At 51.6% G+C, this 26,329-nt stretch carries 33 protein-coding genes, 1 tRNA gene and 1 pseudogene; 32 read left to right on the top strand and 3 right to left on the bottom strand.

The features are described 5' to 3' along the window. Positions 1 to 3: 3 nt before the first annotated feature. The 5 genes from dnaB (at position 4) to CKW00_RS07050 (ending at position 5,749) form a co-directional block, all read left to right on the top strand. Positions 4 to 1,365, top strand: coding sequence for a replicative DNA helicase (gene dnaB / locus CKW00_RS07070; protein WP_008590355.1), 1,362 nt, complete (start codon positions 4 to 6; stop codon positions 1,363 to 1,365). A 138-nt stretch (positions 1,366 to 1,503) separates the two neighbouring features. After that, on the top strand, positions 1,504 to 2,796 hold the full coding sequence (locus tag CKW00_RS07065) for an adenylosuccinate synthase (protein WP_095821983.1): 1,293 nt from the start codon (positions 1,504 to 1,506) through the stop codon (positions 2,794 to 2,796). Positions 2,797 to 2,874: 78 nt separating this feature from the next. Next, positions 2,875 to 3,417: an LOG family protein gene (locus CKW00_RS07060; protein WP_095821982.1), complete on the top strand. Its 543-nt coding sequence runs from the start codon at positions 2,875 to 2,877 to the stop codon at positions 3,415 to 3,417. A 257-nt stretch (positions 3,418 to 3,674) separates the two neighbouring features. Beyond that, positions 3,675 to 4,655 (top strand): tyrosine-type recombinase/integrase, encoded by a 981-nt coding sequence (locus tag CKW00_RS07055; protein ID WP_095821981.1) that lies wholly within the window; start codon positions 3,675 to 3,677, stop codon positions 4,653 to 4,655. A 251-nt stretch (positions 4,656 to 4,906) separates the two neighbouring features. After that, complete coding sequence (locus CKW00_RS07050) at positions 4,907 to 5,749, top strand: helix-turn-helix domain-containing protein (RefSeq protein ID WP_143544231.1); 843 nt, start codon at positions 4,907 to 4,909, stop codon at positions 5,747 to 5,749. A gap of 781 nt (positions 5,750 to 6,530) precedes the next feature. On the opposite strand, the gene CKW00_RS13695 is transcribed toward CKW00_RS07050, so the two are convergent. From CKW00_RS13695 to CKW00_RS07040, 3 genes are all read right to left on the bottom strand, one after another. Further along, positions 6,531 to 6,671 (bottom strand): hypothetical protein, encoded by a 141-nt coding sequence (locus CKW00_RS13695; RefSeq protein WP_158221291.1) that lies wholly within the window; start codon positions 6,669 to 6,671, stop codon positions 6,531 to 6,533. 138 nt (positions 6,672 to 6,809) lie between these two features. Continuing rightward, positions 6,810 to 7,070, bottom strand: a complete 261-nt coding sequence (locus CKW00_RS07045) for a helix-turn-helix domain-containing protein (protein ID WP_158221290.1) — start codon at positions 7,068 to 7,070, stop codon at positions 6,810 to 6,812. A 32-nt stretch (positions 7,071 to 7,102) separates the two neighbouring features. Beyond that, positions 7,103 to 7,327: a helix-turn-helix domain-containing protein gene (locus CKW00_RS07040; RefSeq protein ID WP_095821978.1), complete on the bottom strand. Its 225-nt coding sequence runs from the start codon at positions 7,325 to 7,327 to the stop codon at positions 7,103 to 7,105. Between the two features lie 256 nt (positions 7,328 to 7,583). On the opposite strand from CKW00_RS07040, the gene CKW00_RS07035 reads away from it, so the two are divergent. The 27 genes and pseudogenes from CKW00_RS07035 to CKW00_RS06920 all read left to right on the top strand — a co-directional run bounded on the left by CKW00_RS07035 (position 7,584) and on the right by CKW00_RS06920 (position 26,264). Continuing rightward, positions 7,584 to 7,871, top strand: coding sequence for a hypothetical protein (locus CKW00_RS07035; protein ID WP_095821977.1), 288 nt, complete (start codon positions 7,584 to 7,586; stop codon positions 7,869 to 7,871). A gap of 704 nt (positions 7,872 to 8,575) precedes the next feature. Then, positions 8,576 to 8,800 carry a helix-turn-helix domain-containing protein gene (locus tag CKW00_RS07030; RefSeq protein WP_095821976.1) on the top strand — a complete coding sequence of 75 codons (225 nt, stop codon included), beginning with the start codon at positions 8,576 to 8,578 and terminating at the stop codon, positions 8,798 to 8,800. 527 nt (positions 8,801 to 9,327) lie between these two features. Then, positions 9,328 to 10,269 (top strand): hypothetical protein, encoded by a 942-nt coding sequence (locus CKW00_RS07025; protein ID WP_095821975.1) that lies wholly within the window; start codon positions 9,328 to 9,330, stop codon positions 10,267 to 10,269. Between the two features lie 42 nt (positions 10,270 to 10,311). Further along, positions 10,312 to 10,497 (top strand): hypothetical protein, encoded by a 186-nt coding sequence (locus CKW00_RS07020; protein WP_095821974.1) that lies wholly within the window; start codon positions 10,312 to 10,314, stop codon positions 10,495 to 10,497. Positions 10,498 to 10,519: 22 nt separating this feature from the next. Then, a complete protein-coding gene (locus tag CKW00_RS07015) occupies positions 10,520 to 11,068 on the top strand; it encodes a helix-turn-helix domain-containing protein (RefSeq protein ID WP_095821973.1) in 549 nt (182 codons plus the stop codon). A 372-nt stretch (positions 11,069 to 11,440) separates the two neighbouring features. Then, positions 11,441 to 11,971, top strand: coding sequence for a hypothetical protein (locus tag CKW00_RS07010; RefSeq protein WP_095821972.1), 531 nt, complete (start codon positions 11,441 to 11,443; stop codon positions 11,969 to 11,971). 44 nt (positions 11,972 to 12,015) lie between these two features. Further along, the gene (locus tag CKW00_RS13905; RefSeq protein ID WP_269845285.1) at positions 12,016 to 12,144 is read left to right on the top strand and encodes a hypothetical protein; all 129 of its coding nucleotides are present in this window, start codon (positions 12,016 to 12,018) and stop codon (positions 12,142 to 12,144) included. 111 nt (positions 12,145 to 12,255) lie between these two features. Continuing rightward, positions 12,256 to 12,414 carry a hypothetical protein gene (locus CKW00_RS13690; RefSeq protein WP_158221289.1) on the top strand — a complete coding sequence of 53 codons (159 nt, stop codon included), beginning with the start codon at positions 12,256 to 12,258 and terminating at the stop codon, positions 12,412 to 12,414. Positions 12,415 to 12,443: 29 nt separating this feature from the next. After that, complete coding sequence (locus CKW00_RS13685; protein ID WP_158221288.1) at positions 12,444 to 12,596, top strand: hypothetical protein; 153 nt, start codon at positions 12,444 to 12,446, stop codon at positions 12,594 to 12,596. Between the two features lie 250 nt (positions 12,597 to 12,846). Next, a pseudogene (locus CKW00_RS13940) lies at positions 12,847 to 12,951 on the top strand (hypothetical protein); the annotation flags it as partial. 30 nt (positions 12,952 to 12,981) lie between these two features. Further along, entirely contained in the window at positions 12,982 to 13,164 is a 183-nt protein-coding gene (locus CKW00_RS13835) for a hypothetical protein (protein ID WP_095821970.1), read from the top strand. Between the two features lie 132 nt (positions 13,165 to 13,296). Next, positions 13,297 to 13,674: a cysteine-rich VLP protein gene (locus tag CKW00_RS13935; RefSeq protein WP_408640531.1), complete on the top strand. Its 378-nt coding sequence runs from the start codon at positions 13,297 to 13,299 to the stop codon at positions 13,672 to 13,674. A gap of 139 nt (positions 13,675 to 13,813) precedes the next feature. Next, positions 13,814 to 14,539 (top strand): hypothetical protein, encoded by a 726-nt coding sequence (locus CKW00_RS06990; RefSeq protein ID WP_095821968.1) that lies wholly within the window; start codon positions 13,814 to 13,816, stop codon positions 14,537 to 14,539. Beyond that, complete coding sequence (locus tag CKW00_RS06985) at positions 14,539 to 14,736, top strand: hypothetical protein (protein WP_095821967.1); 198 nt, start codon at positions 14,539 to 14,541, stop codon at positions 14,734 to 14,736. The genes CKW00_RS06990 and CKW00_RS06985 overlap by 1 nt, the downstream gene beginning before the upstream one ends. A gap of 197 nt (positions 14,737 to 14,933) precedes the next feature. Further along, a complete protein-coding gene (locus CKW00_RS06975; protein WP_095821965.1) occupies positions 14,934 to 15,353 on the top strand; it encodes a hypothetical protein in 420 nt (139 codons plus the stop codon). A 2-nt stretch (positions 15,354 to 15,355) separates the two neighbouring features. Further along, the gene (locus CKW00_RS06970) at positions 15,356 to 16,027 is read left to right on the top strand and encodes a hypothetical protein (protein ID WP_095821964.1); all 672 of its coding nucleotides are present in this window, start codon (positions 15,356 to 15,358) and stop codon (positions 16,025 to 16,027) included. Further along, positions 16,011 to 16,331 (top strand): 3-isopropylmalate dehydratase small subunit, encoded by a 321-nt coding sequence (locus tag CKW00_RS06965; protein ID WP_095821963.1) that lies wholly within the window; start codon positions 16,011 to 16,013, stop codon positions 16,329 to 16,331. The genes CKW00_RS06970 and CKW00_RS06965 overlap by 17 nt, the downstream gene beginning before the upstream one ends. Before the next feature lie 89 nt (positions 16,332 to 16,420). Beyond that, on the top strand, positions 16,421 to 16,741 hold the full coding sequence (locus tag CKW00_RS06960) for a hypothetical protein (protein ID WP_095821962.1): 321 nt from the start codon (positions 16,421 to 16,423) through the stop codon (positions 16,739 to 16,741). Between the two features lie 133 nt (positions 16,742 to 16,874). Then, entirely contained in the window at positions 16,875 to 17,042 is a 168-nt protein-coding gene (locus CKW00_RS13680; RefSeq protein ID WP_158221286.1) for a hypothetical protein, read from the top strand. 380 nt (positions 17,043 to 17,422) lie between these two features. Then, positions 17,423 to 17,495, top strand: a tRNA-Phe gene (locus tag CKW00_RS06955). Between the two features lie 292 nt (positions 17,496 to 17,787). Continuing rightward, complete coding sequence (yycF, locus tag CKW00_RS06950) at positions 17,788 to 18,492, top strand: response regulator YycF (protein ID WP_095821961.1); 705 nt, start codon at positions 17,788 to 17,790, stop codon at positions 18,490 to 18,492. A gap of 6 nt (positions 18,493 to 18,498) precedes the next feature. Continuing rightward, on the top strand, positions 18,499 to 20,352 hold the full coding sequence (walK, locus tag CKW00_RS06945; RefSeq protein WP_095821960.1) for a cell wall metabolism sensor histidine kinase WalK: 1,854 nt from the start codon (positions 18,499 to 18,501) through the stop codon (positions 20,350 to 20,352). Continuing rightward, positions 20,349 to 21,686 (top strand): YycH family regulatory protein, encoded by a 1,338-nt coding sequence (locus CKW00_RS06940; protein ID WP_095821959.1) that lies wholly within the window; start codon positions 20,349 to 20,351, stop codon positions 21,684 to 21,686. The genes walK and CKW00_RS06940 overlap by 4 nt, the downstream gene beginning before the upstream one ends. Further along, on the top strand, positions 21,686 to 22,567 hold the full coding sequence (locus CKW00_RS06935) for a two-component system regulatory protein YycI (protein WP_158221285.1): 882 nt from the start codon (positions 21,686 to 21,688) through the stop codon (positions 22,565 to 22,567). Before CKW00_RS06940 ends, CKW00_RS06935 begins: the two co-directional genes overlap by 1 nt. Beyond that, the gene (locus tag CKW00_RS06930; protein WP_095821957.1) at positions 22,568 to 23,362 is read left to right on the top strand and encodes an MBL fold metallo-hydrolase; all 795 of its coding nucleotides are present in this window, start codon (positions 22,568 to 22,570) and stop codon (positions 23,360 to 23,362) included. A gap of 60 nt (positions 23,363 to 23,422) precedes the next feature. After that, positions 23,423 to 24,640, top strand: a complete 1,218-nt coding sequence (locus CKW00_RS06925; RefSeq protein ID WP_095821956.1) for a S1C family serine protease — start codon at positions 23,423 to 23,425, stop codon at positions 24,638 to 24,640. Positions 24,641 to 25,031: 391 nt separating this feature from the next. Further along, the gene (locus CKW00_RS06920; RefSeq protein WP_233129733.1) at positions 25,032 to 26,264 is read left to right on the top strand and encodes a M48 family metallopeptidase; all 1,233 of its coding nucleotides are present in this window, start codon (positions 25,032 to 25,034) and stop codon (positions 26,262 to 26,264) included. Positions 26,265 to 26,329: the final 65 nt, after the last annotated feature.

Raw genomic sequence — 26,329 nt, 5'->3', positions numbered from 1 at the left:
CCAGTGAATGAATTTTTTCAGGACCGTACGCCACCTCACAATATAGAAGCGGAACAGGCGGTGCTCGGCGCCGTCTTCCTGGAGCCTTCGGCGATGACGACCGCAGCTGAACATCTGCTTCCTGAAGATTTTTACCGTGCCAGTCATCAGCGGATTTTTGAAGTGATGCTCGGGCTTTCCGATCGCGGAGAACCGATCGACCTTGTGACGGTGACGACAGCTCTGTCGAACAATCGGACACTCGAAGAGATCGGCGGGGTCTCCTATTTGAGCGACATCGCCAATTCGGTGCCGACCGCTGCAAATATCAGCTACTACACGGATATCGTCAGCGAGAAATCGACGCTCCGGCAATTGATCCGGACAGCGACGGAAATTGTGACGAACGGCTATGCGGAAGAAGACGACATCGAGGACGTACTGAACCAGGCGGAAAAAGAAATTCTCGACGTGTCCCAGCGGAAGAACTCCCAGGCTTTCAAAAACATCAAAGACGTCCTGATCGACGTTTATGATAATATTGAACAGCTTCATCAAAGTGACGGCAACATCACCGGAATCCCGACCGGCTACAGGGATCTCGATACGATTACGTCCGGTTTCCAGCGGAACGACCTGATCATCATCGCGGCCCGTCCGTCGATGGGTAAGACGGCATTCGCCCTGAATATCGCGCAGAACGTAGCCGGCCAGACAGGAGAGAACGTTGCGATCTTCAGTCTGGAAATGGGCGCCGATCAGCTCGTCTCCCGTATGCTCTGTGCGGAAGGTAACATAGATGCCCAGCGTCTGCGTACCGGGAAAATGGAATCCGACGACTGGAACAAACTGACGATGGCGATGGGGAGTCTGTCGAACGCGGGAATTTATATAGACGACACGCCGGGCGTGCGCGTCAACGAAATCCGTTCGAAATGCCGTCGCCTAAAACAGGAGCACGGCATCGGGATGATCCTCATCGATTACCTGCAGCTCATCCAGGGGAGCGGAAACTCCCGGGAGAACCGCCAGCAGGAAGTATCGGAGATCTCCCGTTCCCTGAAAGGGCTCGCGCGTGAACTGAACGTTCCGCTCATCGCCCTATCCCAGCTCTCCCGTGGAGTGGAGTCGCGTCAGGACAAACGTCCGATGATGTCCGATCTGAGGGAGTCCGGGTCGATTGAGCAGGATGCCGATATCGTCGGTTTCCTGTACCGGGACGATTATTACGATCAGGAATCAGAGAACCAGAACATTATCGAAATCATTATAGCGAAACAGCGGAACGGCCCGGTCGGTAACGTCGAACTTGCCTTCGTGAAAGAATACAACAAGTTCGTCGACCTCGACCACCGCTACAGCGATTCGGACATCCCCCCTGCCTAGCGCAGAGGGGGATTTTTTTCAGCATAATTAGTAATTTGACGAATGTTCACAGTTATTAATTGTTTAATGTTCGGTTTTTGTTGACGGTAAAGCGGATTATTGGTAAACTGAAGAAGAATTAACGTAGGAGGTGCCTTCATGTCATCAGTAGTAGTAGTCGGAACCCAGTGGGGGGACGAAGGAAAAGGCAAAATTACGGATTATCTATCCCAGCATGCGGAAGTCGTAGCCCGCTATCAGGGTGGGAACAACGCAGGTCACACAATCAAATTTGATAATGCTACATATAAATTGCACCTGATTCCTTCAGGGATTTTCTTTGAAGATAAACTTTGCGTGCTCGGAAACGGTATGGTCATCGATCCGAAAGCACTGAAGGAAGAACTGGCCTATTTACATGAGCGTGGTATTTCAACGGACAACTTGCGTATCAGTAACCGGGCGCACGTCATCCTTCCCTATCACCTGAAACTCGACGAGCTTCAGGAAGCGGATAAAGGTGATAACAAAATCGGTACGACGAAAAAAGGAATCGGTCCTGCCTATATGGACAAGGCAGCCCGTATGGGTATACGGATCGCCGATCTTCTGGATAAGGAAAGCTTCCGGGAGAAACTGGAACAGAACCTGACCGAGAAAAACCGTCTGTTCGAGAAGGTCTACGGAGACCGCCCGTTTGAGATCGACGATATCCTTGAAGAATACTATCAGTACGGCCAGGAAGTCGAAAAGTATGTATGTGACACGTCCGTCGTTCTGGACGATAACCTGGACGAAGGACGCCGCGTTCTGTTTGAAGGAGCGCAGGGAGTCATGCTTGATATCGATCAGGGTACGTATCCATTCGTTACTTCCTCCAACCCGATTGCAGGCGGAGTAACGATCGGTGCCGGTGTCGGCCCTTCGAAAATCAAGAACGTCGTCGGCGTCTCCAAAGCCTACACGACGAGAGTCGGAGACGGACCTTTCCCGACGGAATTGACAGACGAAATCGGAGATCAGATCCGCGAAACCGGGAATGAGTACGGAACGACGACCGGACGTCCGCGCCGCGTCGGCTGGTTCGACAGTGTCGTCGTCCGTCACGCCCGCCGCGTGAGCGGTATTACCGATCTGTCGCTGAATTCCCTGGACGTACTTACAGGCATCGACACGCTGAAAATCTGTACGTCTTATAAGTATAAAGGCGAGATTATCGAAGAGTTCCCGGCAAGCCTCAAAAAACTGGCGGAATGTGAGCCTGTATACGAAGAGCTTCCGGGCTGGAATGAAGACATTACGAAAGCCGAAAGTCTGGATGACCTGCCGGCGAATGCGCGTCATTATCTGGAACGTATTGCGCAGCTTACAGGCATCCCGCTGTCCATTTTCTCCGTCGGTCCGGACCGTACGCAGACGAACGTGGTCCGCAGTGTGTACCGGGAATCGTAAACGTTTTGCCAAAGACCTTTTGCATAGTCAAAGGGTCTTTCCTTTATCCAGAAAAAAATCGGCTGTGGAGGAATAAAGATGAAAATATGTATTTTTGCAGGATCCCGTAAAGGGGAGAATCCCGAGTATGAAGAAAAAGCCGGTGAACTCGGCAGACTGCTCGCCGGGCAGGGAATCGCGGTCGTCTACGGAGGATCGAGTGCGGGACTTATGGGTGCTCTCGCCAACGGTGCGCTGTCGGAGGGCGGTGAGGTGATCGGCGTCATGCCCCGCCAGCTCGACGGCATCGAAGTATCCCACACGAAACTGACGCAGCTCATCCAGGTGGACACGATGCATGAGCGCAAAGCGAAAATGGCTGAACTCGCGGACGGCTATATCGCCCTTCCCGGCGGTTTCGGTACGCTTGAGGAACTGACGGAAACGATTACGTGGGCGCAGATAGGCATCCACGACAAACCGGTCGGACTTCTGAACGTGGCAGGCTACTATACCCCTTTTATGACGATGGTAGAGCACGCCGTAGAATCCGGGTTTGTGGACCTTGAACACGCGAACCGCCTGAAGCTGGAAGAAGAACCCGCCGACCTCGTAAATGCTCTGTGGGAAGTAAAGAAATGACACCCGCTATTGCCGACAGCGACAAGCTATGGTAAGATAGGTTTCGTTGTCAGGCATCGGCGCCTGTCATTTTCACGGCTCGGTAGCTCAGTCGGTAGAGCAACGGACTGAAAATCCGTGTGTCGGCGGTTGCCGGGAATCATGGGGCATTTACGATTATAACGCGATTATCTCACATAAAAGACGGAGAACACCGTCGGACGTATGAAAGCCGTCCTCACGTTGGTTATTACACCAGCGAGGGGGCGGTTTTTTCTATGCGCAAAAAGTTGGCGGAACGACGGAAGGAACACCGGCAACCCACGTTAGAGGAAGGCGTAGAGTTATTCGTTCGGGTGAAAAAGGCGGAAGGGGTACGAGAGAGAAGCGTTAAGGACTACCGGGAGCATTACCGTTACCTCAACGAGTTTTTGACGTTTTACCTCCGAAAAGACCCGGTGCACGTAACCGACGTGACCCCGGAGGCTATACGTAGCTACATTCGGTATTTACTATACCACCGCAAGCCACGGCATGAAGGGCAACGCCGGGGATTATCTCCCAGCACGGTAAACATTCGCTTACGCACGCTTAAAACGATGTGTGCCTACTGGAACCGGGAAGGCTACGCCGCGCAAAACGCGATGGAAAATATTAAGCCGGTGAGAGACGATCGGGGAGAAGAAAGCCGGGGACTTACACGGGAAGAACTACGGAAGATATTCGACGGGCTGAACGATAAATATTTCGGGCACTGGCGGGATCGTGTGTTAATGTACCTGCTACTCGACACAGGACTACGTATAAATGAAGCCGTTTACTTGAAGAAGGCACACGTTAATTTCACGCACCATGAAATTTTAGTCCCGTCCGAGGCGGCGAAGAATCGGAGTTATCGAAGCGTGCCGGTAAGTTCCGAGGTATTAACGCTAATCCGCAAGCTAATTGAAGAGACGGAGTTTCACTTCGGGGAGTCGGAGGCAGTTTTCCGCAACGGGTTCGGGGAGCAGTTTACGGCGGACGCATTTCGGCGGAGGTGTATTCGGCTACGCGATAAAATCGGGATTGAAAAGCTTTCACCGCATATGTTTCGCCACACCTTCGCCCGTGAGTATTTAAAAGCCGGCGGCGATTTATTCACGCTGCAACGGATATTAGACCACGCAAGCATAACGACAACTAAAACGTATGTATCGCCGGATATGGAGTATATACGTAGCCAGCACGCGAAGGCAACGCCATTACAACGGTACTTGTGAGGGCGAAGGGCAAGTGTACGTTTTCGGTAAGAAGAACTTATTTATATAGGACAACGGGAATGAACACAAATAAAAAAGGCCTCGACGCAGGAACGTCAGAGACCTTAAAGATTCTATACGTGGGTAGACGCCGGGTAGACGCCAGGTAGACACGTACAAAACCAACCTAGTACGTACATTGTAGCACAGTTTTAAAACGATGTACAACGGTTTTCTGCACGTCTACCCACGAAAAGAACATACGTTCGTAAATGGGAGGCGAAACAATGACGATTTATTTATCGGATCATGCAACGTTCAATTCTACGCAGGAACTTAACTACAACGTAAGCCAGCACGAACAGGCGAACCACGAAAAGCTAACCGCAAGTAATCGAACCGTTCTCCGATTTATCGCAAGGTATTCCGTGAAGTATGCCGGCGCCAGTCATTTAAAGGCGTCCACCATCGCAGAAGGCACGGAGAAAAGCGAGCGAACTGTACGGCGCATTTTAAGCAAGCTAGAGGCGCTAAACATCATCGAAAGAGTTACCTTCACCCGTCCGAAGTCAGGCGGCACAGGGGCGAATATAATCGTTATACAACCGTTCCTGTCCGAGCGAGTGGCAGACCGGCAGGCAGCCGAGAACCCACGCCATGCAAGCGACGAGGGCGGCAATTCCCGGAAAGAACCTTCGAGTAAGCGAGAAATACAGAACTACACAAACGAAACGGGGACGGCTATGTTACGCCATGCTATTCCGAAAAGGTTATACGACGTGATGGCCCCGTTCTTTGAGGGCGACGTAGAAGGGCTATACAACGCCATAGGAACGTTATACAAATCGAAGGCAAGCGTAGACCCGTCGATCCTATGCGAAGAGCACAGCGACTATACAGGCGCCTTTATGAACGTGATGAGAAGGTTTAAAGAAGGGTATATACGCAATTTAAACGGCTATCTCTATTCGACCTGGCAGGCGGTAACAAGTACGATCAGTAGACGCGAAGCACGGCGGGAAAGCCGAGGTAGTACGTCGGGATTATCGGACTGGTTCGCGCAAGAGTTGTCGCGAGAGATTTCGCAAGAGGTGGCGGAGGGAATCGCAACGTAAACGTCTGTCAAGGCGAAATACTTTACGGATATATTATAGAAGAAACTCGGCACACTTCCGGAGAAATGGCGATAGAAGAGTTTACGTGAAGGGGCGGAGGTAGGCGAAATGTACGCCAGTGAGTACCGAACAATTGCCGGGCGATCTGTTCACGACGCACGCACCGCAAAAACACCGACCCCCACCGCAGTCAATCCGCTTGGTAGACGTTGGCCTTTCCGGGGGTTGCTAGGTGCGAAAGTGATCCGGTTATTATGTGGTAAACGGCGAGGTTAGGCGGCAGTTTGACCGATATTCAGACGCAGTTTGCCCCGTATTCTGTACGCATAAAGTACGGTAGTTTTATACGTTGTACGATACGAACAGACACCCGACAAACCCCGCCATATCAACGATGTATAAAATCGTGCATAATCGATAATATTCGGAAGTACGATGAACGCCGTCATATCAACGTTTTGTTTCGTGGGTAACTTCCCATAGGTTGTATTATGTAAACTGATTTTGAATACGATATACACGTCGCATACAAGTCATTCACCGAAGGCAACGGGAGGCAACGCAGGGCACCGGAAGGCACGGAAGGAAACGGAAGGGGCACCGCAGGGCACCGGCGAAGCAGGCGGAGGCACCGGCAGGGGCGGAAGGCACCGGCGGAGGTGATCGGAGAGTCGGCGGAGAGGGGCGGCACAGGCGGAAGCAAGCGGAGCACAGGCGCAAAAGGGGGCGGGGGCGTTGGGCGCTGGAACCTCCCGCCGGGGCTCCGAAACTAGCTTTCAGGTTACAGAAGGTCGACCCCCGAAAATTTTCCGGCAAAATTTCGCAACCTCGGGGGCGAAAATCTCGTCCATTTCCGGCTTTCGTCCGCCCCGTCTGCCCGTTCCTTCTTCGCCTTCAACTGGCGCAATTCCTTAACCGTCAAACTGGCGTTAGCTTTCGTCGGGTTTCTTTCCGTCGTGTTCCTTCTCGCGCTCTTCCGGCGGAAGCGTTGCGATTTCGTATAACGCTCGTTGCCCGACCTGTAACCACGTGGTTACGTTTGACCCGCCTAACTCTCCGATTACTCTACGTCCTCTTCCGCCTCTTCCGCCACTACGAAAATATCTTCTACGTTATGCTTCCGCGACGAATCGAGTTTATCCAGCGTTTCTACTATACGTATGATCGTCGCGAAGGACACCGACTTTACTTTGCCGTTCACCAGGTCGGAGAGCGTCGCGGGCCTTATGCGTCCTTCTACGGCGAGTTGATTCCGCGAAAGCCCCGCCTGTTCCGCCCGTTCCTTCTCCGCCTTCAACTGGCGCAATTCCTTAACCGTCAAACTGGCGTTAGCTTTCGTCCGGTGTTTTCCGCCTAACCTTCCGCGGCTTCTTCCAGCGTCAATATATCTTCCACCTCTACGCCTAAAGCTACGCAGACAGCCGCCAAAGAATCACGTTGATATTGCTTCGTCTGATCGTTCCGTAACCGCCGGATTGTTTCGTACTTTAAGCCGGTGGCCGTCGCCAGGGCGCGGATAGAAAGCCCCCGTTCGTCCATGATCGTTTTCAATCGCTTCGATGAAATGTACTTCGCCATTGTACTTCCCTGCTTTCCGTTGGTTGTTTCGTCTAGTGTACCACGCCTAACGGGTCGGGCGGAAGAATTTACGCGCACCTATTGACAACGTTTTGTAGTCGGTGTAAAGTGAAGGTATCGCGTTGACTAAAGAACGTAGTCGGCGCAAATCTTACTCGGAGGTGGGCGTAGTGAGCAACGAATTTTTGCATGGAGGGGCTTCGGTTTTATCCCTCGTATTCCTTTACGCAGCATTAATAATCGGGGGTGGGGCGTTATGAACGAGCTTTTGACGCAATGGGAGCAGCTTGAAAACGACCCACGGAGGTTTAGCGCCAACCCCGAGCAATATGCGGAATGGGCCGACGACTCAACAGACGCAGAGGAAGCGCTAATCAAGGAATACCTGGCGCGGAAAGGCGTGCCGGCGTGGGTTGCGGAGAAGGCGTTAGAGGCTGGCGAATGGACGCCGGAGCAATTCGAGGAGCTTTACGACGAATTAACGGCGGAAGTGGACGGAGTTGGGGCGCAGGAACCGAGCTTTATATGGATTAGCGCAGATTAGTCAGGACGATCGAGGGAACGGACGGATTATTCGAGCAGTGGCGGAACTTCTCACCGATTTATATACGAAGCAAAACGGTAGCTATTGGCGTAGCTGCCGGCTTTTGCGTGAGGCGGAGGGGGCGCAAATTTTTGCAGGACTATCGTCAGATACTTGTCCGAGGCGGGCAAATGCGCACTAGGAGTAGAGGAAGGTTTATGCGGATAGCCATATTTTAGCGTCACAGTCCAACTAGAGTATGAGGAAGGTTTATTCCGATACTTGTCTGAAAGGGCGTTAGTTGTACTAGGAGATAGGAAGCCATATACACATGAGAAGGCGTTAGTCGTACTAAGTTATGAAGGGGAACGCCATATTTTAGCGTCATAGTCGTACTAGAGTATGAAGGGATATACACGCGAGAAGGCGTTATTTGTACTAGAGAGTGAAGGGGATATGAAAGGCGCTCAGTACCACTAGGAGTTGAAGGGGACATGAGAAGGCTTTAGTTGTACTAGTTATTGAAGAAGGTTTGTGCGAATTTTGGGCGGTAGGGGACATAGAGCCCCGTTAGTCCCACTAGGTAATGAGAGGATATACACGCGAGAGGGCGTTAGTCCCACTAAGTAGTGAGGAAGGTTTACGCAGGCACGACGGAAGAAAGCCGCTCTTTTTATTTACGGAAGAGGAACAAATTTATTAACTTAATCGGAGGTGAACGCACTATGAGCGTAGAGCTATTCATAGCAATCCGCAAGCTAAACGGCCTAACGCAATACGCAATGGCAGAGCGCGTAGGCATAAGCCGGGGATACATCGCTAAGATCGAAGGTATGTACGCGCCTTATCCGGAGTTTCTAAACGATAGGTTGCGCCAGGAGTTCGGGGCGGCATATGTAGCGCAGGTGAGCGAGTTGACTCGGGCGAAACTGGCGACAGATAACCGGTAATGGGAGGCGGTAGAAGCGAGGGTTAAACGGAGAAAACGGAAGCAACGTATTGTAACCGTAGAGGACGCTACAAGGTTAGGTTCGCATAAAGGAGCGAAGCGACGATATGCAGGCGTTAGCCTCATAGGTTACGATATAAAGCGTTATATGCCGGAGCTATCGCTAGGTTAAATTCAAGACCATTGCGCCCCCTTATCGGGGCCGCGACCAGACGAGTTAAGCGTTATGAACGGTTGTAAGCGAAGGGGCGCTATTTACGCCTATACGTTATTACCTATTTTCGCACCCGTACTTCCCAAACATGGAGTGATTAAGATGAGTGGGAAACGCAGCCTAAACACTATATAACCACAACATGTAGTAGTATAACGCCGAAAATCGCCATATATACGCAATATATGGACATATAGGCGCGAAATACAGGCGGAAATAATGCACACGAAAAGGCACATATCTCCCCGATTTTGCACACGAAAAGGCACATATTTTTAACGCAAGCTACAAACAAACGGAAGGGAAGCGATTGAATGAGAGATTACAAGGCGGAAGAAAAGGCATTCAGAGAACTACACCCGGAGACAAAACGGAAGGCCATGACGAAAAACTTCATCGTAGAAGAAGGGAACGTAATCGACACGGACACAGGCGAGGTAGTCAACGACCAGTACGAATTACTACCGGTTGTGTCCGGCGAGGTGATCGAACGCCGCAAGGAAGGCGCGAAGGTGAAGGAAGCTATACACGACCACAACGAAGAGAACGGTGGTTTTGTTTTCGCTTATTATGAAGCGTGTAAGCAAATGAACGAGCGCTTCCCCGACCTAAACCAAGCCGACCTGGCGAGCCTTATGTTTATCGGCGTTCATATGTCGTTCGGCACAAATCTAATCGTTCATGCTAACGGAAAGAAGCTCGACAAAAAAGGACTGGGCGAACTACTCGGCATGAGCCGAAATAAGTTTTCGCAATTCTACCGGAAGTTGAAAGCGAACGGTATTCTGCACGAAACGGACGCAGGGCTTATGATGAGTCCGGAGGTATTCTACCGTGGCCATGCGAAAGACGCCTCGAAATCTACGGAAGCGTTACAGCATACGCGAATGTATCGGAAAACAATCAAAGACCTTTACGGACAATTCGACGCGCGGTCGATGAAGAAGCTAGGGCTTGTTTATTCCGTTCTGCCCTACGTTAATTTCCGGGTGAATGTCGTCTGCAAAAATCCGGTTACGAACAACCCGGACGAGTTGAACGCTATGACGATAGGAGAATTGGCGGAAGCCATAGGTTATCAGAGTGCACGAAAGCTATCCCAAAGTTTACGGGAAGTTAAATACAATGGGCAATCCGTTTTCAAACTAGTTGAGGACGACGGCGACGCCCGAAGCAAGTACATTATCGTTAATCCTAGCGTTGTTTACGCGGGAAGTGGGGAAGCGCTAGAAGGACTACGGGTACTATTCCGATGAACGCCGTGCGCGGAATCATATCAATCGAGGAGGTAAAAACGGATGAACAGTAAAGTCATTTTGTCCCTAGGAATCGCCAACGAGTTAGTTAAGCGTGGGAACCGTGTAATAGAAATCAAGCCGAGCACAAAGGCGAAGGGTAACGCCGCATTCGTGTTCGAGGTAACGGCGAAGTTTACCGCAGACCTTGCAGAAGTCGCGGAAGCACGCGGCATTGTAATTAAATAACAAACGAAGGAAAGTCTATTTTATGTCTATTAAGCAACCACAACCGACCAACAATAATTATCCGTTCCAGGTGGACGAGCATTACGCGTTGAGCCTAAACAGTATGAACCGAGTTTATACGAAGCACCCGGACTTTAAGCCGGGCATGAAGCTAATTTACGAGCTACTATTCGATTATTACAACCCGCATTACGGCTACGCTTTTCCGACCATTCCGCAATTGGAGCGAGATAGTATGCTAGGCAACGCAACGGTGAAGCGTCACTTACGGGCGCTGGAAAAACTCGACCTGATCGAGCGCAGGAAGTCGCCAACGCACGGCAATAACGTATATGTCGTTAAAAAGCCGGTCACGACCCTCGAAGGTCTGTACGCTAAGTTTCCGGAGATACAGACGGACGTAGAAAAACGGCTGGAGAAGATTGAGGCAGGCGCAAAGAGCGACAAGGAACGGCTCAGCGCATACAGGAAAGAGGCGGAAGAGCCGAACGAAGGCGAAGAGGGCGCAGAAGAGCCGGTGTTTAGCATAACGATAGAGGGCGACGATGACCCGGAAGGATGGGAGTTTTAGGGGGTACGGATCATTTTGATACGTAGCATGGATCATTTTGATACGTAGGTACGGTTCATTTTGATACGTTATATAAATATACGTATATAAACGTACTACAGAAACTTACGTTTGTAACGAGTTCAAGACCGTAAGACCATGCTTTCCTTCGCTTACGCTCAGAAAAGCGCATCTAACAGGAAGAGCGAAAGAAAGAACGAGTACAAGTTCAAACCCTTCGACACTTATTCCTTCGCTTACGCTCAGTCATTGTGTCGGGAATAAGAGGGTATATACATTTTCGCATAGAATTTCAAGTTCAAAACCTAGCATGAGGCCGCCAGCGACGCGCGCCTGTGCAAACGACTATAACGCATCTAAGGGGAGATTTAATTGACTATTAAACAACCGTATGAAAACGAATTGCAGCCGGGGCACTACCTATTCGAGGAGCCGGGTGAAGGCGTCATACAGTACGCCCGAGCAATCACGGCGCAATACCTCGAAGAAAACCCGGACGCCGACCGAGAAGAACTACTCGACCTCATGGCGGCAATCATCGACCAGAAACCGGATAATAAGCGCGTGAAGCGTTGCGACTTTTGCCGGTACCTATGGCACGACGATTCTAAGCGCAATAACAAGCGCACCTGTTCCGACGAATGCAAACGGGGGCTTAAAACGTTGCAGAAACGGAAGCAACGTAAGGTAAAAACCGTCGAAGAGCCTCCGAAAGAAAACCGCGGCCACAAATACTACGCCCACTACGAGTACCCGTTTTGGGTGAGCGAACAGGCGATGTTAAGTAGCCGGATCGACGGCGAGTCATTTATGAACCATGACGCCATAGACCGGATAAGCGCCGAGCAGGAAATATACGGCGGAGGAAACCGGAAGGTAGTTACGCATGAGCGACTAGACTAATTTAAACTGGCGACAAATAACCGGTATTGAGAGGAGGCACTTCAATGTATAACGCTATGATTATAAACGAATACACAGGCGCGGAGCTAGAGCGCTTTTACGATATTGACGATGAAGAACTCGAAAGCCTATACGCCCAGGTGAGCGAAATGAGGGCGGTTGTTCTTTTTTAGTGCATAAATCTAAAAACGCACAAGCTACCCCAATTATTAGTATAACACGCCGACCCGATGATGGCAAGGAAAACCGCCGGAGGGGCGCACAACCAACCTACATAGGAGGTGATGACGAAGATGACGAGCGATAGAAACCTAACCGACCTAACAGAGTACCTTAAGGCGTTGGCGCACCTGCACGATTCTGGCCACCGTTGCAATACGGAAATAAGCCGGGCGCTGAAACAAATCGAGAAGGAAATCGGAATTGACGACGACGAAGAATAAAAAACGAAGATGAGGAGCGATGATGAATAATGGAACAAGTAATTTATCAACATATTATTAAACGACTGGAAGCGATGGACGAGAAGCTAGACCGTATGGACGCACGCACGGAACGGATTGACGCACGGACGGAACGCCTTGAAGCGAAGGAAAACGAAAGCGAGGCGAAGCGTCATGCATAAGCCACAGACGAAACAATGCAACGGTTGTTCAGTCGAAAAGCCTCTGACGCACTTCTACGGTGACAAAACGCAAAAGGACGGCCATATGCGGAAATGTAAGGAATGCCAGCGCACCTACGACCAGCAACGCGCGGGTACTTTACGCCGGAAAGCCCGCCTAGCAACGAAGGACGCGAACAGGAACCACGCCGGAACGCTATCTTTCTATGACGTGGCGTTCGTTATTTCAGACTAATTATGCTGTTATTGCGGAGAGCACACGGAAGAGGCGCAAAGGACGCTAGAGCACGTCACAGCCGACGGAGGAAACGCGTTCGGGAATATAATGATGGCCTGCACTTCTTGTAATAGCAGGAAAAACAACCGGCCTTTTATCGTTTACTCTATGCAGGAACTACCGGAAGAGAGAACGGTTCAGATTATCAATAGACTAGCGTTGAGAAGGGCGCAGAGCTTCAAGGAAACGTTCGATGAACTCTATGAGGATATGCGACGGTATTTCAAAGAGAAGTACGCGGCACAGATAGAGCAGGCAGAAGCGCAGGCGGAAGCCGTGAGCGCAGAATGAGCAACGCCATATACACGGACTCACAACGCACGATCCGGCGCCTGTTAAACGAAGAAGGCATGAACCTACGCGTTGAATGCCGGAAGGAAAACGGAAAGTTAATTGCGGCTTTATTCGAGCAGCAGGGCGGAGGTGAGAACTTTGAGCGAACAGAAGGAACGTAAATTGGTGAAAGACTGGTGCGCCAACTACGACCAGCACGGCAAATGCCACCTGCAAACAGGACTAGGCGAAAGTGGGCGGGAATGTCCGTTGTTCAGCGACGAACCTACACGCTGCCCCTACTTTGAACGCGCGGTGCTTCCGAATGATCCGGCGCTAGAATACGACTATTGGCGCAGACGAGGCGCACACCAGGGCGAAGGTATAAAGGTATGCGCGGAATGCGAAGCACCATTCACGCCGGCAAGCAACCGGCAAGTATATTGCGCCGAGTGTGGCGAGCAACGCAGGCAGGCGCAGAAAAGCCGACAGAACAAACGATACTACCGGAAGAGTAAGGGGTATTAAGGACGTTTAGACGGCGTATTCACCGTGATTTTAGGGCGTAGAGGCGGTTTCTCGCGATTCTGAAATACGCTGAATACCTAAACCCCCGACACCCCGATTTTAACGTCTAAACACACTTAACGGAAGGAAGGCGGTATTTATGAAATGTATCGAAACCCACCGCACCTACTACGCCGGCAGTTACGCCCGCGCCGAGCTTTTCACCCGGAAACAGAACGGCAAGCCCCGACGCCTTATTTCCACGGACAAGCCTCCTACCCTCCGCATTAACACGAAGGGCTATAAGCTGAAAACGACGGAAGGCGAGGTAATCGGACGCGGGAAGTCACGCCAGCCCCGGCAAATCGTCGAGGAACTGGCGCGAAGAGGATTGAACGTTAAGCCACGTATAGAAATAGACACGCCACAGGAACAGATAAAGACGAGTTACGAGCGATTTATCGAAGAATACGGAGGTGCTCAAATGCCAGAAAAACGACGCTACTTTAAGGCGTTTATTTACCGTGAGGAAGCCGCCGGAGAAACGGCGATAGGCTTAATTGAGTATCAGCGCCGGAAAACGTTAGCAATCGGAAGCTTTTACGTAGCTGAAAACCTTTCTGACCGGAAAGCCTACGGAGAGGTAGCGCGGTACATTGAGGCGCAACTGAACGAGGGAGAGCACGGAATAATTAAGTACGCCAGGCAATTACCTTCCCCTGCTCAACGTCTTTTTACCGACCGTATGACCTTTAAATATGAAGGCAAGCAAAAGCGCAGCATGGCAGAGGTAAAGGCGCTGGCAGAGGACGCAATCGAACGTAGAGGAAGTATAGAAACAACGTTTAATGAGCCGTTGCCTTCCGGCGCGGGGGTGAGCGACTGATGGGACGCAAAAAGAAAAACGAAGCCTTCCGCAGTATGAAGGACGCCAGAAACCGCAAGAAGCCGACAGACGGCACGACATGGGCGGACAAGCTATTAAACGATCTGCACGACGGCACGGACGCAGAGGAAGCGCCGAAGGGCAAGCGCAAGGGAAGCCCGGAAAGTGCGCGGAGACTACGTTCAGACCACAACTAAACGGAAAGGACGGATAAGTATGGACGAAAAGCGGTTCACACAAACCGACGTAGACCGAATACTAAGAGGCCGGTTGGCGCGATTCAGAGGTAGACAACGCCCGGTAGAACGCCCTACGCCGGATTACAAGGCACTTTACGAGGAAGTAAAGGCGGAAGTTGACCGACTAGAAAGCGAAATAGAGGAGGCAAAGCGCAATGGCGGAAAAGATTAAAAAGCTACGGCTGAACTTACAGTATTTTTCGGAAAAGCGATTCACACAGGCGGAAGCCGAAGAAATCATCGAACAACGCTTGCAAGAGATGGAGCAGGCGCAGGAAGCCGAGCAGCAGGCGCAAACAGAGCCGGAAGGAACGGACTACCGAAAACTTTACCTTGACGCGCTAAAAAAGAAAGCATTAACTGACGAGAATATACCGTTAGAAAAAGCTGGCAGGTACGTAAAGTACATTGAAACGGACGATCCGGCGGAGGTAGAGAAAGCCGCGAAAGAATTAGCCGAGGACATCGAAGAAGGCGAGCGCGCCAAGCAGAAGAAAAGCTACGGCGACCCGAACGGCTACGGCACGCAGGCAAAGACGAAATTTAAAAATCCATTCCGAAAAGGGGACGAATAATTATGAACCAAATTGAACAGCTAAAACAAAACACGGAAAACAGCGTAAAGGCGGCAACGAATAAGTACAAGAAGGAAGTCCAAGCGGTGGAAAACAGCCTTGACCCACGCTACAAAGACGCACGATTCAAGCAAGCGACTCTTGACGACTTGAAAGCCGATCTAGACGAAGAGGTAACGCACCTCCGCGCGCAGCACGAACGGGAAAAAGACGCTATTCTTGTTGAAGCGAAGGAAACAGCAGGCAAGGCGCAGTACAAGCCGACCTCTTCGGAAACGCAAAAAGCCGAGGAGCTACTAGGCGAGTTTCAGACGCAACTAACCCTTGCCACGTCTACGAGAGAGAAGGGCGTCGCACAACGCGAGCTGTCCGATAAACTGGCCGAACTTGAGCGCGGCGAGTTGCTGGCGGTGAAACAGAGATTCCCGGCGCTTGTGCAGGCAATTAGTGGCGATAAGGAAGCCGTAAACAAGGCGAGGGTAGTACATCATACGTTAAGCGACGTCAAAACGGAGGAACGGGAGGCATTCGACGAACTGGCGCAAAGTGCAAGCGTAGAAACTGGCGACCCCTTCCGCGGCTATACAACGTTGAAAGCGACGCACCCGACCTTTAACGGAAAGAAACAGGCGAGCAACTACGAAGGGATGAGCTACATTGACCCGACAAAGTAAGAAGAAGCAGCTAACGCTAACCTACTCTGAATCGGAAGGCCACTCGTTACGCAAGCCTTTCCGTACCATCGGCGCCACGCATAACGGCAACCGGTTGTTGCAGCACATGAACGGCAGAAATCCCGCGGCTATCGTTGAAGAGGCAACGGAAGTGATCGTTATGGGCGCGATTCATGCCGGAGAAGAGCCGTTTCAACTAACCGTTAAGCTACCGGTGAAGCTACGCATGACGGACGAGCAGGAAGCGCAATTGAAAACGCGGCTAACAACGGAGCCGATGATCGAGAGCGTTCAATTCACGTAGGAAAAGCGAAGTAAGCGCCTCGATGAGGGCGCCAAGCCGGAGGGGTGCGAAGCACGGGGCGAATAAATCACGGAAGGGGTGAGCTTCATATGAATATCACGGCAGACATCGAACTGAAAGACGGCCAACTCGACCGACTAGGCAAAACGACGCCTTTCCGGTCAATAAGCGCAACCTTCACGTACAGCAACGGTAAGGAACGCGAGTACAGCCGCATTAAAACAGGTGTGGACGTAATAGCGATTGAACAGGCGTTAGATTATGTCGTTCAATTGGAGAAAGCCGACCAGGACGGGCCACACGATTTAACGCTGAATATTACCGGCACGACGGTAACGGCGGCGGATCAGACGCGGATAAACGATAGATTTACGACGACAGCCGAGATAAACAGCGTAACCTTTGCCTAAACAGGCGGAAGCAAGCGAAGCCCCTTCGATGATGGCGATTAAGCCGGAGAAGGCGGCTATTTTTAACTATCGTTAGATTAGGCCGAAATAAAACGAAGCTATCCGAGAGTTAGCGAGGAAGGGGCGCGATTAGATGAAGGTAGAAAAACGTGAGTGGCGCAACATGCAGACACAGGAAGAGTACGAGCAGTTAGAACAGGCGGTTAAAGCCGACGGCGGGCGTATATTAGACGTGAGGGCGTTACGGAACGGCACTCTCTCCGTAACGTTCGCGACGTATCACGGAGAGGACAGCGAATAATTAAATTTAGCGAAACGTCTTTCCTTCGGGAGAGGCGTTTTTTTATGCGAAAATTAAAGGGAATTTCCGCGTACTGCCGAAGCATATGTACGTACTACGCGAGATTACACCGCAATCGCCCCCGTGCAAGCTACGACCACCTACACGCATTCTACGACCCCCTGCGAAGATGACTCCGCCACGACCGCTTAATAAAAGGCGGCTTTTACGACGACCTACCGGAAGAGTGAACGCAGAGAAACGCCATACAAGCGAATTAGATTCGTTTTTCCTTACGTTCCCCCCGTTCACTGCAAAATTTCCCCTCCGTCCGTTGTACGATGAAAGTAAACGTGATATAATCGGGGAACTAACGTGAGGTTAGCGTCTTTATACGCTGCGGCTCGGTAGCTCAGTCGGTAGAGCAACGGACTGAAAATCCGTGTGTCGGCGGTTCGATTCCGTCCCGAGCCACTCCAGATGAAGTACTCTGATATTGATCAGGGTACTTTTTTTATAAAAAAATTCAGGCAGGAGCAGGAATCGTGCCCTTCAGAGGGACAATTCTTCTCCGAAGGTAACGATTCCTCCATTATCGTGCCCTTCGTGAAGACTGCGACGTCCCGAGCGGCACAAACGCCGTCAACGACCATCTTTTTCACAAGTACCGGCTCCTTTTTCTTTCATCAAAAAAGGACAAGATAAAAAAAATGAGTTAGAATAGATAAGGAGCACGAAAGTTCAGAAGAAAGGGAAGTGAACGTACATGGCTCACAAAATATTAGTAGTAGATGATGAAAAACCGATTGCGGATATACTGAAATTCAACCTGGAGAAAGAAGGCTATCAGGTCGTTTGTGCCCACGACGGGGACGAGGCGATCGCGAGTGCCAAAGAGGAAGATCCCGATCTTGTTCTTCTGGACATTATGCTTCCGGAAAAAGACGGGAACGAAGTGTGCCGGGAAATCCGGAAGACGCACGCCATGCCGATCATTATGCTTACGGCGAAAGATGCCGAAATCGACAAAGTGCTCGGCCTTGAAATGGGGGCGGATGATTACGTTACGAAACCGTTCAGCAACCGCGAGCTCATCGCACGCGTAAAAGCGAACCTTCGCCGCCAGCAGCAGGACCCGGAAGAAGGGGTGCAGCGTACGAAGGAAATCGAAATCGGCCGTCTCAGTATCCAGCCGGATGCCTACACGGTCAAAAGGGACGGGAACTATATCGAGCTGACTCACCGTGAGTTCGAACTTCTTTATTACCTGGCCCGCCATACGGGACAGGTGATGACCAGGGAACATCTGCTGGAGACGGTGTGGGGTTATGACTATTACGGGGACGTCCGGACAGTCGACGTAACTGTCAGACGCCTTCGTGAAAAAATCGAGGAGAATCCGAGCACTCCGGCCTGGATTGTTACCAGACGCGGTGTCGGTTATTATTTAAGAAATCCCGAACAGGAGTAGGCGTGTATGAGTAAGGTTGGTTTTTTTCAGTCGGTCCGGCTGAAGCTGATTATTGTATACATCCTGCTTATTCTGCTCGGTCTTCAGGTGATCGGTGCCTATTTCGTCGATCGGCTGGAAGCACAGCTGGAGAACAACTTCACGGAGTCTGTGGAAAGCCGGCTGGACGCTCTGGCGTTCAACATTCAGCAGGCCTTCGAAGAGGACAGGACGGAAGAGGACCCGTCTCTTGAAAGTGACGTCCAGAGCATTCTGAACTCGTTCAACGAAGGGTACGTGCGGAATGAAATCAGACAGCTCCAGGTAATAGAGGAAGGATCGAACGTCGTTATCGCCGCCTATGCAAGCGGAGACGCGACCCCTCAGGCGAACGTCGGGAAAAAGACTACAAATCCGGACGTTCTTTCTGCATTTCTGCTTCAGGAGCAGTCAAGCCCGGAGACGCGGGTGGATTCCGAGACGGGGCAGAGGCTGTGGGTCGGAACGCGGACCATCACGAATGACGTGGACGAGACGGTGGCTGCCATTTATTTTGAAGCGGACATGAGTCCGGTGTATGAAGAGCTTCAGGATATCAATACGATTTTCGCGAACGGAACGGTCATTTCCATTATCGTTACGGCGATACTCGGAATAATCGTAGCCGGTACGATTACGAAGCCGCTCATCGAGATGCGGAGACAGGCGCAGATTATGGCGACCGGGGACTTTTCCCAGAAAGTGAACGTCCACGGAAATGATGAAATCGGCCAGCTCGGCCACACGTTCAACGACCTGAACGATAAACTGAAGATCTCCCAGGCGACGACGGAGGGCGAACGGCGAAAGCTCAGTTCCGTTCTCTCCCACATGTCGGACGGGGTGATCGCCACGGACCGTTTAGGTATCATCACACTGATGAACGCTCCCGCTTCGCACCTGATCGGCCAGCGCTTTGAGCAGGTGCAGGGGAAACCGCTCATCGACGTCCTCGGTCTCGAGGATCAGGTGTCGAGTGCGAAGGAGATGGAAGACCTCGATTCCGTAATCGTCGATATGAGCACCAATGATCAGCATCTGCTGTTGAAAGCCAACTTCTCCGTCGTCCAGGACGAACATTACGAAATGAACGGGTTCATCACCGTTATCAGTGACGTGACCGAACAGCAGCGTGCCGACCAGGAGCGGAGGGAATTCGTCTCCAACGTCTCCCACGAACTGCGTACGCCGCTCACTACGATGCGCAGCTATCTGGAAGCACTCAATGACGGTGCCTGGCGAGATGAGGAGATTGCTCCGAGATTCCTCGACGTGACGCAGAACGAAACCGACCGGATGATCCGGCTCGTGAACGATCTGCTGCAGCTGACGAAAATGGACCATAAGGAATCGAATTTCTATAAGGAAAAAGTGGAGTTCGTATCTTTCCTCGAACAGATTATCGAACGTTTCGAGATGAACAAGAGGGAAGATATCCAGTTTTCAAAACAGCTGCCGTCTGACAACGTGTACGTGTGGCTGGATAAGGATAAAGTGACGCAGGTGCTTGATAACGTCATCTCCAACGCCACGAAGTACTCCCCGGAAGGCGGTACGATCCACTTCGCCGTGAAGCGGGTACGTCAGAAACTGCAGGTAAGCATTAAAGACGAAGGGCTCGGAATGCCGGCCCATACGGTGGAGAAAATATTCGACCGGTTTTACCGTGTCGACAAAGCAAGATCGCGGGAAATCGGCGGCACCGGCCTCGGTCTCGCTATTGCCCGGGAAATAATCGAAGCGCACCACGGGGAAATATGGGCGGAAAGCCAGGAAGGTAAAGGGACGACCGTATTCTTCACGCTCCCGCTCATGCGCCAGAAGCGGAGGGGAAATAAATGAGCCGAGAAGCGATTAAAACCATCATCTTAATTATTCTGGTCGCTTTCAGTCTGCTTTTGACCCTCGCACTTTGGAATTATCAGCCGAACCTTGAGACCGTGGACCAGGGCGACGGACTGATTGAGGAAACGGATATCGGAGGGTCGGAGAAGAACGTAAGAAAGCTCCTCGCCCCCGAACAGATCATTTATCACAACGACGGGACCCACTATGGATATAAAAATCAGGAATACATTGAAGAAGCCTACAGGCGGATGCAGTACTGGTCGCTTTTCAATATAAGCGTATCCGAAGCGGAGATTCCGGAGGAGGAAGGGAGTCTTGAAATAATTTTCCCTTCCACACTCAATTCGGAATCGATACGGAACATTTTTCCGATCGAAAACCAGGAAGTGACTCTCCCTTCACTTTCCTTCGACCGGGCCTTCGTCCAGTGGAAAGGCGGCGAGGCGGAAATAAGGTTTCTTACGCCGGAGGGCGGACAGATGCTCGAGGCTTCGATTCGCCCGGGGGACATGACCGCGATAACACAGGAAGTGGATGATGACTCCATGTGGGAAGAGCACACGATGTTCCAGCAGGATGAAGACCGGCGCATTTACCTGCCCGCCGAGCGCAAAGAAGTACCGAAGGACGTCGTGGTGACGGAAACACTTCCGTCGAAACCACTGAAAAACGTCCTGTTCGAAGACCCGACCGTCGTCAAACAGTTCCCTCTCTCCGGAGGTGACTTAAGACATTCGGACGGGCTGAGCCGGATGGACCTGATCGCCGGACAGAAGAAGATGCGCTACCTGAACCTGGTCACGGAAAATTCGAGCCAGTCGACGTCGGCGTTCAATCCGGAGGAAGTGCTGCAGGAAAGCGTCTCCTTCGTCAACAACCATTACGGGTTCACGGATCCGTTCCGCGTCCGTAATGTACGTTCCGCCTACGGCGACGTCAGTTTCGATATGTATTACAACAACCGCCCGATCCTCAAGGACAGCGAGAACTTCACGGGAATAAACGTCCGGTTCGAGGAAGGTATTCTGCAGGAGTACAAGCGTCCGATGGTTTCCATCAACCCTTATCAGTCGGAAGCCGATGCCCCGGGTGAAAACCAGGTGAGCACGCTTGTTTCCGGTAAGACCGTGGAAACGGTCATCATCGATTCACCGAAATACGATAAGGGGGAAATCACCGACATCGAAATAGGATATAAACTTGTATCCCAGGGCGGGGGATTCAGTAACTATTACGATCTGATTCCGGCCTGGTTCATCCAGGTCAACGATGAATGGAAAGAACTCAAGGATGTGGATACGACCGTCCGGAGAGGGGGAGGAGTGTAATGCAGTGGGGACAGATTAAGACCATCTTCATTATCAGTTTTCTTCTCCTCGACCTGTTTCTTTTGATGCAGCTGTGGGCGAACCGCGAGAACGACGTCATACAGGAACAGACGGACACGACGCTCGAGGAAGAGCTGGAAGTGCAGAACATCGATATCTCAAACGTACCCTCCGAGGTGCCGAACGTCACATTCCTGAACGCCGCACCGAAAGGTTTTTCCGAGCAGGAGCTCAACAGCCTCCGGGAAAAAGAGAACCAGAACGTGGAAGTGTACAACGACCGCCTCGTCATAGCGACGTTCAAGGAACCGGTAGAGATAGATAAAGATAACATTCAGGAGAGCATATCGGACATCGTCCCCATCAGCAATCTCTATTCGTACTGGGGATGGAACGAAGACGAAACGACCGCCCTGTTTTTTCAGAAGATGAACAACCGCACGATTTACTACAGTCAGGGCGCCCTTCTGATGATCCGCACCGAGGACGGGAAAATAACGGGGTATACGGCGACGCTTCTTGATCAGGTGGAAGGGGAGTCGGGGGAGATCCAGCAGGATCTGATTCCACCGATGGACATCGTCTCCCTCCTTTACAACAACGGATATTTGCAGGAAAATGATACAATTGAAGATATGAAAGTAGGGTACTACTCCCTCGTGAACCTGAATGCGGGGGAAGAGTACGGGGAGCAGGTATTCGCCCCTACGTGGAGAGTGAGGATCGGGGAAGAATTTTATTTCGTCCACGCGACGAACGGCCAGGTTCTTACCAACAACGAAGGGGATTTCATCGAATCGACGATCAAAGCTTACGATAATCAGCTGAGCTCGGGCGCGCCCGGGCCGGTACAGCCATCAGAAGAGGAGACGGAGGAATAAATGAGTCTACGATTTAGTGTTCTAGCTTCAGGCAGTACGGGAAATGCGTTTTATATCGAATCGGGCGAAGAAAAGATTCTCGTGGATGCGGGTCTGTCGGGTAAGAAAATCGAAAATCTGCTTCATCAGGTACACGTCGATCCGAAAGACCTTTCCCGGATTCTCGTCACGCACGAACATAGTGATCATATCAAAGGTCTCGGCATTATGGCGCGCCGCTACAAGCTTCCCATCCACGCCAACGAGAAGACGTGGGAAGCGATGGAAGGCCAGATCGGGAAAGTGCCGCTGGATCAGAAGTTCCACTTTCCCATGGAGAGTGTGCAGACGTTCGGGGGCATCGACGTGGAGTCGTTCGCTGTCTCCCACGATGCGGCCGACCCGATGTTTTTCACCTTCCATCAGGACGGGAAGAAAGCAGCGCTCGTCACGGACCTCGGCTACGTCTCGGAAAGAATCAAGAAAACGGTGGAGAAAGCGGATGCCTATATTTTCGAAGCGAACCATGACGTACACATGCTGCGGATGGGACGCTATCCGTGGAGTGTGAAGCGGCGCATACTCGGGGACGTCGGCCACGTCTCCAACGAAGATTCGGCGCTTGCGCTCACCGATATCATCGACGACAATACGAAGCGCATTTATCTGGCTCACTTGAGTCTTGATAACAATATGATCGACCTTGCGAACATGTCGGTATCGAACGTTTTGAAAGAGAGAGGATTCGAAGTCGGTTCACGGCTCGACGTGCACGATACTTTTCCCGAAAAGCCGACATCGATGTATGATGTGTAACCGGGCAGGGTAAGAAAAAAGGGACAGGACTAAACAATAATAGAAAGAGGGTGACGATGCATGGGCTACTACGACGAACATTCCCCGAAGAAGCGGGAAAAGAAGAGACGGTGGGCCGTTCCTACCGTGGTAGGTCTTGTACTTGGAGCGGTGCTGGTACTGCTGGCGCTGCCGGCACTCGTACAGACGGAAATGCTTCCCTACGACATAACGATTCCGGAAGATGAGAGCGGCCTGACCGAAGGGGAACAGGGGCTCACCGGAAATACGACGAAAACCGTCGACGTAGACGTTAATACACAGATCACCGACATCGTTGATAAAGTAAGACCCGCCGTAGTGGGCGTGGTGAATATGCAGTCGCAGACGAACTTCTGGGACCAGCCCTCGGACCCTCAGCAGGCGGGAATCGGTTCCGGTGTCATCTACAAAAAACAGGACGGCACGGCTTACGTAGTGACCAACCACCACGTCGTGGAAGGAGCTTCGGAGCTTGAAGTCGTTCTGGCGGACGAGACGAGAGTCAAAGCAGAAATCGTCGGAAGTGACATATTCACGGACCTCGCCGTCCTGGAAATGTCAGGGGAGAACGTGGAACATACGATTGAACTCGGAAACTCGGATAATCTGAAAGCCGGAGAGCCGGCTGTCGCTATCGGGAACCCGCTCAGTCTGAACTTCTCCGGTTCCGTAACGAAAGGCATCATCAGCGGCACGCAGCGGGCGATACCGCAGGATCTGAACGGGGACGGGGTGGAAGACTGGCAGGCGGAAGTCATCCAGACCGACGCCGCGATCAACCCGGGTAACAGCGGCGGAGCGCTCATCAACATCGAAGGGCAGCTCGTCGGCATCAACTCGATGAAAATCGCCCGTTCTGCTGTCGAAGGTATCGGGTTTGCGATACCGATCAGCGCAGCCAGACCGATTATGGAAGAGCTTGAGAAGAATGGCGAAGTGAGCCGCGCCTTCCTCGGCGTGGAAGCGTACGGTCTGAATGAAGTACCATCCTCGGAATGGCAGAGTACGCTCGGGCTGCCGGAAGATGTCGAGGGCGGTCTGTACATCCGCAGCGTAAGTGAAGGGTCTCCGGCCATCAAAGCCGGCCTTGAAGCGATGGACGTCATTACGAAACTCGACGGAAACAAAGTGACCGATATCATCGAGCTAAGGCAGTATCTCTACCGGGAAAAAGGTCCGGGCGATGAGATGGAAGTAACGTATTACCGGGACGGTGAAAAGGACACGACGACCGTGACACTGGCCTCCCAGGAATAAACTATCGTAATTGGAAAAAAAGCGTGTGTATGTGGATAACATACATGCGCTTTTTTATAAAAAATAATATCCACAGCGTGTGTATAAAACTCTGGATAACTTCCATATATAGTAGGGAACATAAGGTCTGATACGATATACAACAACATGTGAGTGTGAATTTGTGGATAACCTGTTGATAGTTCTGTATAACTTGTGCACAAAATGATGTTCACACAGACTGTGCATAACTCTGTGGACAAATGTGAGTAACTTGTACCGTTATTTTTCATTTTGCAAATCCGCTTACACCCGGCTATTTTTTTTTATTGTAAAAAATGCCGGTTTTTTCACGGAAATTTACGCCTTTTTCTCCAGGTTTTAAAAAATTATCAAAAGCAGGAAAGGAGAGATGGTCGTGAGGAAAAAGTTTCTCATCTGGACACTAATTATCTATCTTACATACACACTCGGCGTGCTGCTTTACCTGTTCGTCCTGCACGACCCCGGGGTGCCCCAAGCGGCAGAGGGGAGTGCGGCTGATCCGGCTCAGTTTCTCGGCACCAGGGAAGCGGAGGAGATAAGGGAGTACGCCACGCTCAGGCATCTGCTGTATCTGCTTACGCTGCCGGTGGAGTGGCTGATCTATACGGGAGTTCTCGTCTTCGGCCTTGCCTATACGCTGAAGAAAGCGGCTTTTTCCAAACTCCCACTCTATGTGTTCTTCCTTTCCGGGCTGGTGTGGGTGCTCACGCTTCCGGTCAGTTACGCGGGAAGACGCTTATCTCTTTCGTACGATGTCTCCGTCGAGCCGTTTTCGAAATGGCTGCAGGACCACATCATCAGCTTCTCGCTCGATACGTTGTTGATGATTACAGCCGCCCTCGTCCTTTACCGGCTCATACGTATGTCGGCACAGAGATGGTGGCTGTACGCCTGGCTTCTCCTCGTGCCGTTTCTCGCCTTTTTCATGTATATCCAGCCGGTCCTCATCGACCCTCTGTACAATGAGTTCGATCGTCTTTCGGATTCTCAGCTGGAAGAACGTATTCTGTCACTCGCAGGCGGATCGGGTGTGCCGGCGGACCGCGTGTACGTCGTGGACAAATCGGAGGAGACGAACGCTCTGAACGCCTACGTCAACGGCATCGGAGATAATCTGCGGATCGTGCTGTGGGATACGACGCTTCGGAGTCTTGAGGAGGAGGAAGTGCTGTTCATTATGGCGCACGAAATCGGCCACTACGTAAAAAATCATCTGCTGAAGTCCCTGTTCGGCGCGCTTGCCGGGAGCTTCATCGGTCTTTACCTTCTGTACCGGCTGCTGCCCGTCCTTCTTCACAGATTCGGGAGTTCGTTCAGGATAAAGGGAACGGGAGATATCGCCTCACTTCCGCTGATCCTTCTGCTCGTCTCCCTGTTGTCCTTCCTCGCCCAACCGGTGGAGATGGCGGTGTCCCGTCAGGCGGAACGGGCCGCCGATGAGTATGCGCTCGAACAGACCGGCGACCCGGATGCGGCCGTCGGAGCTTTCCAGGAAATGATACGCCACGGCAAATCCGACGTTCATCCGCCCGCTCTCATTAAATACCTGCGCTACGGTCATCCGACGATGCTCGAGAGGATCAGGAAGGCGGAGGAATAGCGGCCGTTTCGTTACAGACGGGAGAGGGAATGAGGTATAAGGAAACATAATGAGAGGAGGAAATC

The sequence above is a fragment of the Salimicrobium humidisoli genome (genome assembly GCF_002295105.1).
Lineage (GTDB): Bacteria > Bacillota > Bacilli > Bacillales > Halobacillaceae > Salimicrobium > Salimicrobium humidisoli.
The sequence above is the reverse complement of the archived record's forward strand: the minus strand, read 5'-3'. Positions and strand labels throughout refer to the sequence as shown.

What these genes read in the sequence shown, in the direction of transcription:
- CKW00_RS06940 (WP_095821959.1), top strand. Translation starts at nt 20,349, where the DNA reads ATGAGCCGAGAAGCGATTAAAACCATCATCTTAATTATTCTGGTCGCT.
- CKW00_RS07025 (WP_095821975.1), top strand. Translation starts at nt 9,328, where the DNA reads ATGAGAGATTACAAGGCGGAAGAAAAGGCATTCAGAGAACTACACCCG.
- CKW00_RS06970 (WP_095821964.1), top strand. Translation starts at nt 15,356, where the DNA reads ATGAACCAAATTGAACAGCTAAAACAAAACACGGAAAACAGCGTAAAG.
- CKW00_RS07040 (WP_095821978.1), bottom strand. Translation starts at nt 7,327, where the DNA reads ATGGCGAAGTACATTTCATCGAAGCGATTGAAAACGATCATGGACGAA.
- CKW00_RS07015 (WP_095821973.1), top strand. Translation starts at nt 10,520, where the DNA reads ATGTCTATTAAGCAACCACAACCGACCAACAATAATTATCCGTTCCAG.
- CKW00_RS07055 (WP_095821981.1), top strand. Translation starts at nt 3,675, where the DNA reads ATGCGCAAAAAGTTGGCGGAACGACGGAAGGAACACCGGCAACCCACG.
- CKW00_RS07020 (WP_095821974.1), top strand. Translation starts at nt 10,312, where the DNA reads ATGAACAGTAAAGTCATTTTGTCCCTAGGAATCGCCAACGAGTTAGTT.
- CKW00_RS06920 (WP_233129733.1), top strand. Translation starts at nt 25,032, where the DNA reads ATGGTCGTGAGGAAAAAGTTTCTCATCTGGACACTAATTATCTATCTT.
- CKW00_RS06960 (WP_095821962.1), top strand. Translation starts at nt 16,421, where the DNA reads ATGAATATCACGGCAGACATCGAACTGAAAGACGGCCAACTCGACCGA.
- CKW00_RS06935 (WP_158221285.1), top strand. Translation starts at nt 21,686, where the DNA reads ATGCAGTGGGGACAGATTAAGACCATCTTCATTATCAGTTTTCTTCTC.
- CKW00_RS13905 (WP_269845285.1), top strand. Translation starts at nt 12,016, where the DNA reads ATGTATAACGCTATGATTATAAACGAATACACAGGCGCGGAGCTAGAG.
- CKW00_RS13835 (WP_095821970.1), top strand. Translation starts at nt 12,982, where the DNA reads ATGCAGGAACTACCGGAAGAGAGAACGGTTCAGATTATCAATAGACTA.
- walK (WP_095821960.1), top strand. Translation starts at nt 18,499, where the DNA reads ATGAGTAAGGTTGGTTTTTTTCAGTCGGTCCGGCTGAAGCTGATTATT.
- CKW00_RS07050 (WP_143544231.1), top strand. Translation starts at nt 4,907, where the DNA reads ATGGGAGGCGAAACAATGACGATTTATTTATCGGATCATGCAACGTTC.
- CKW00_RS06930 (WP_095821957.1), top strand. Translation starts at nt 22,568, where the DNA reads ATGAGTCTACGATTTAGTGTTCTAGCTTCAGGCAGTACGGGAAATGCG.
- CKW00_RS06985 (WP_095821967.1), top strand. Translation starts at nt 14,539, where the DNA reads ATGGGACGCAAAAAGAAAAACGAAGCCTTCCGCAGTATGAAGGACGCC.
- CKW00_RS07030 (WP_095821976.1), top strand. Translation starts at nt 8,576, where the DNA reads ATGAGCGTAGAGCTATTCATAGCAATCCGCAAGCTAAACGGCCTAACG.
- CKW00_RS06925 (WP_095821956.1), top strand. Translation starts at nt 23,423, where the DNA reads ATGGGCTACTACGACGAACATTCCCCGAAGAAGCGGGAAAAGAAGAGA.
- CKW00_RS13685 (WP_158221288.1), top strand. Translation starts at nt 12,444, where the DNA reads ATGGAACAAGTAATTTATCAACATATTATTAAACGACTGGAAGCGATG.
- CKW00_RS07060 (WP_095821982.1), top strand. Translation starts at nt 2,875, where the DNA reads ATGAAAATATGTATTTTTGCAGGATCCCGTAAAGGGGAGAATCCCGAG.
- yycF (WP_095821961.1), top strand. Translation starts at nt 17,788, where the DNA reads ATGGCTCACAAAATATTAGTAGTAGATGATGAAAAACCGATTGCGGAT.
- CKW00_RS06975 (WP_095821965.1), top strand. Translation starts at nt 14,934, where the DNA reads ATGGCGGAAAAGATTAAAAAGCTACGGCTGAACTTACAGTATTTTTCG.
- CKW00_RS06990 (WP_095821968.1), top strand. Translation starts at nt 13,814, where the DNA reads ATGAAATGTATCGAAACCCACCGCACCTACTACGCCGGCAGTTACGCC.
- CKW00_RS07065 (WP_095821983.1), top strand. Translation starts at nt 1,504, where the DNA reads ATGTCATCAGTAGTAGTAGTCGGAACCCAGTGGGGGGACGAAGGAAAA.
- CKW00_RS13690 (WP_158221289.1), top strand. Translation starts at nt 12,256, where the DNA reads ATGACGAAGATGACGAGCGATAGAAACCTAACCGACCTAACAGAGTAC.
- CKW00_RS07035 (WP_095821977.1), top strand. Translation starts at nt 7,584, where the DNA reads ATGAACGAGCTTTTGACGCAATGGGAGCAGCTTGAAAACGACCCACGG.
- CKW00_RS13680 (WP_158221286.1), top strand. Translation starts at nt 16,875, where the DNA reads ATGAAGGTAGAAAAACGTGAGTGGCGCAACATGCAGACACAGGAAGAG.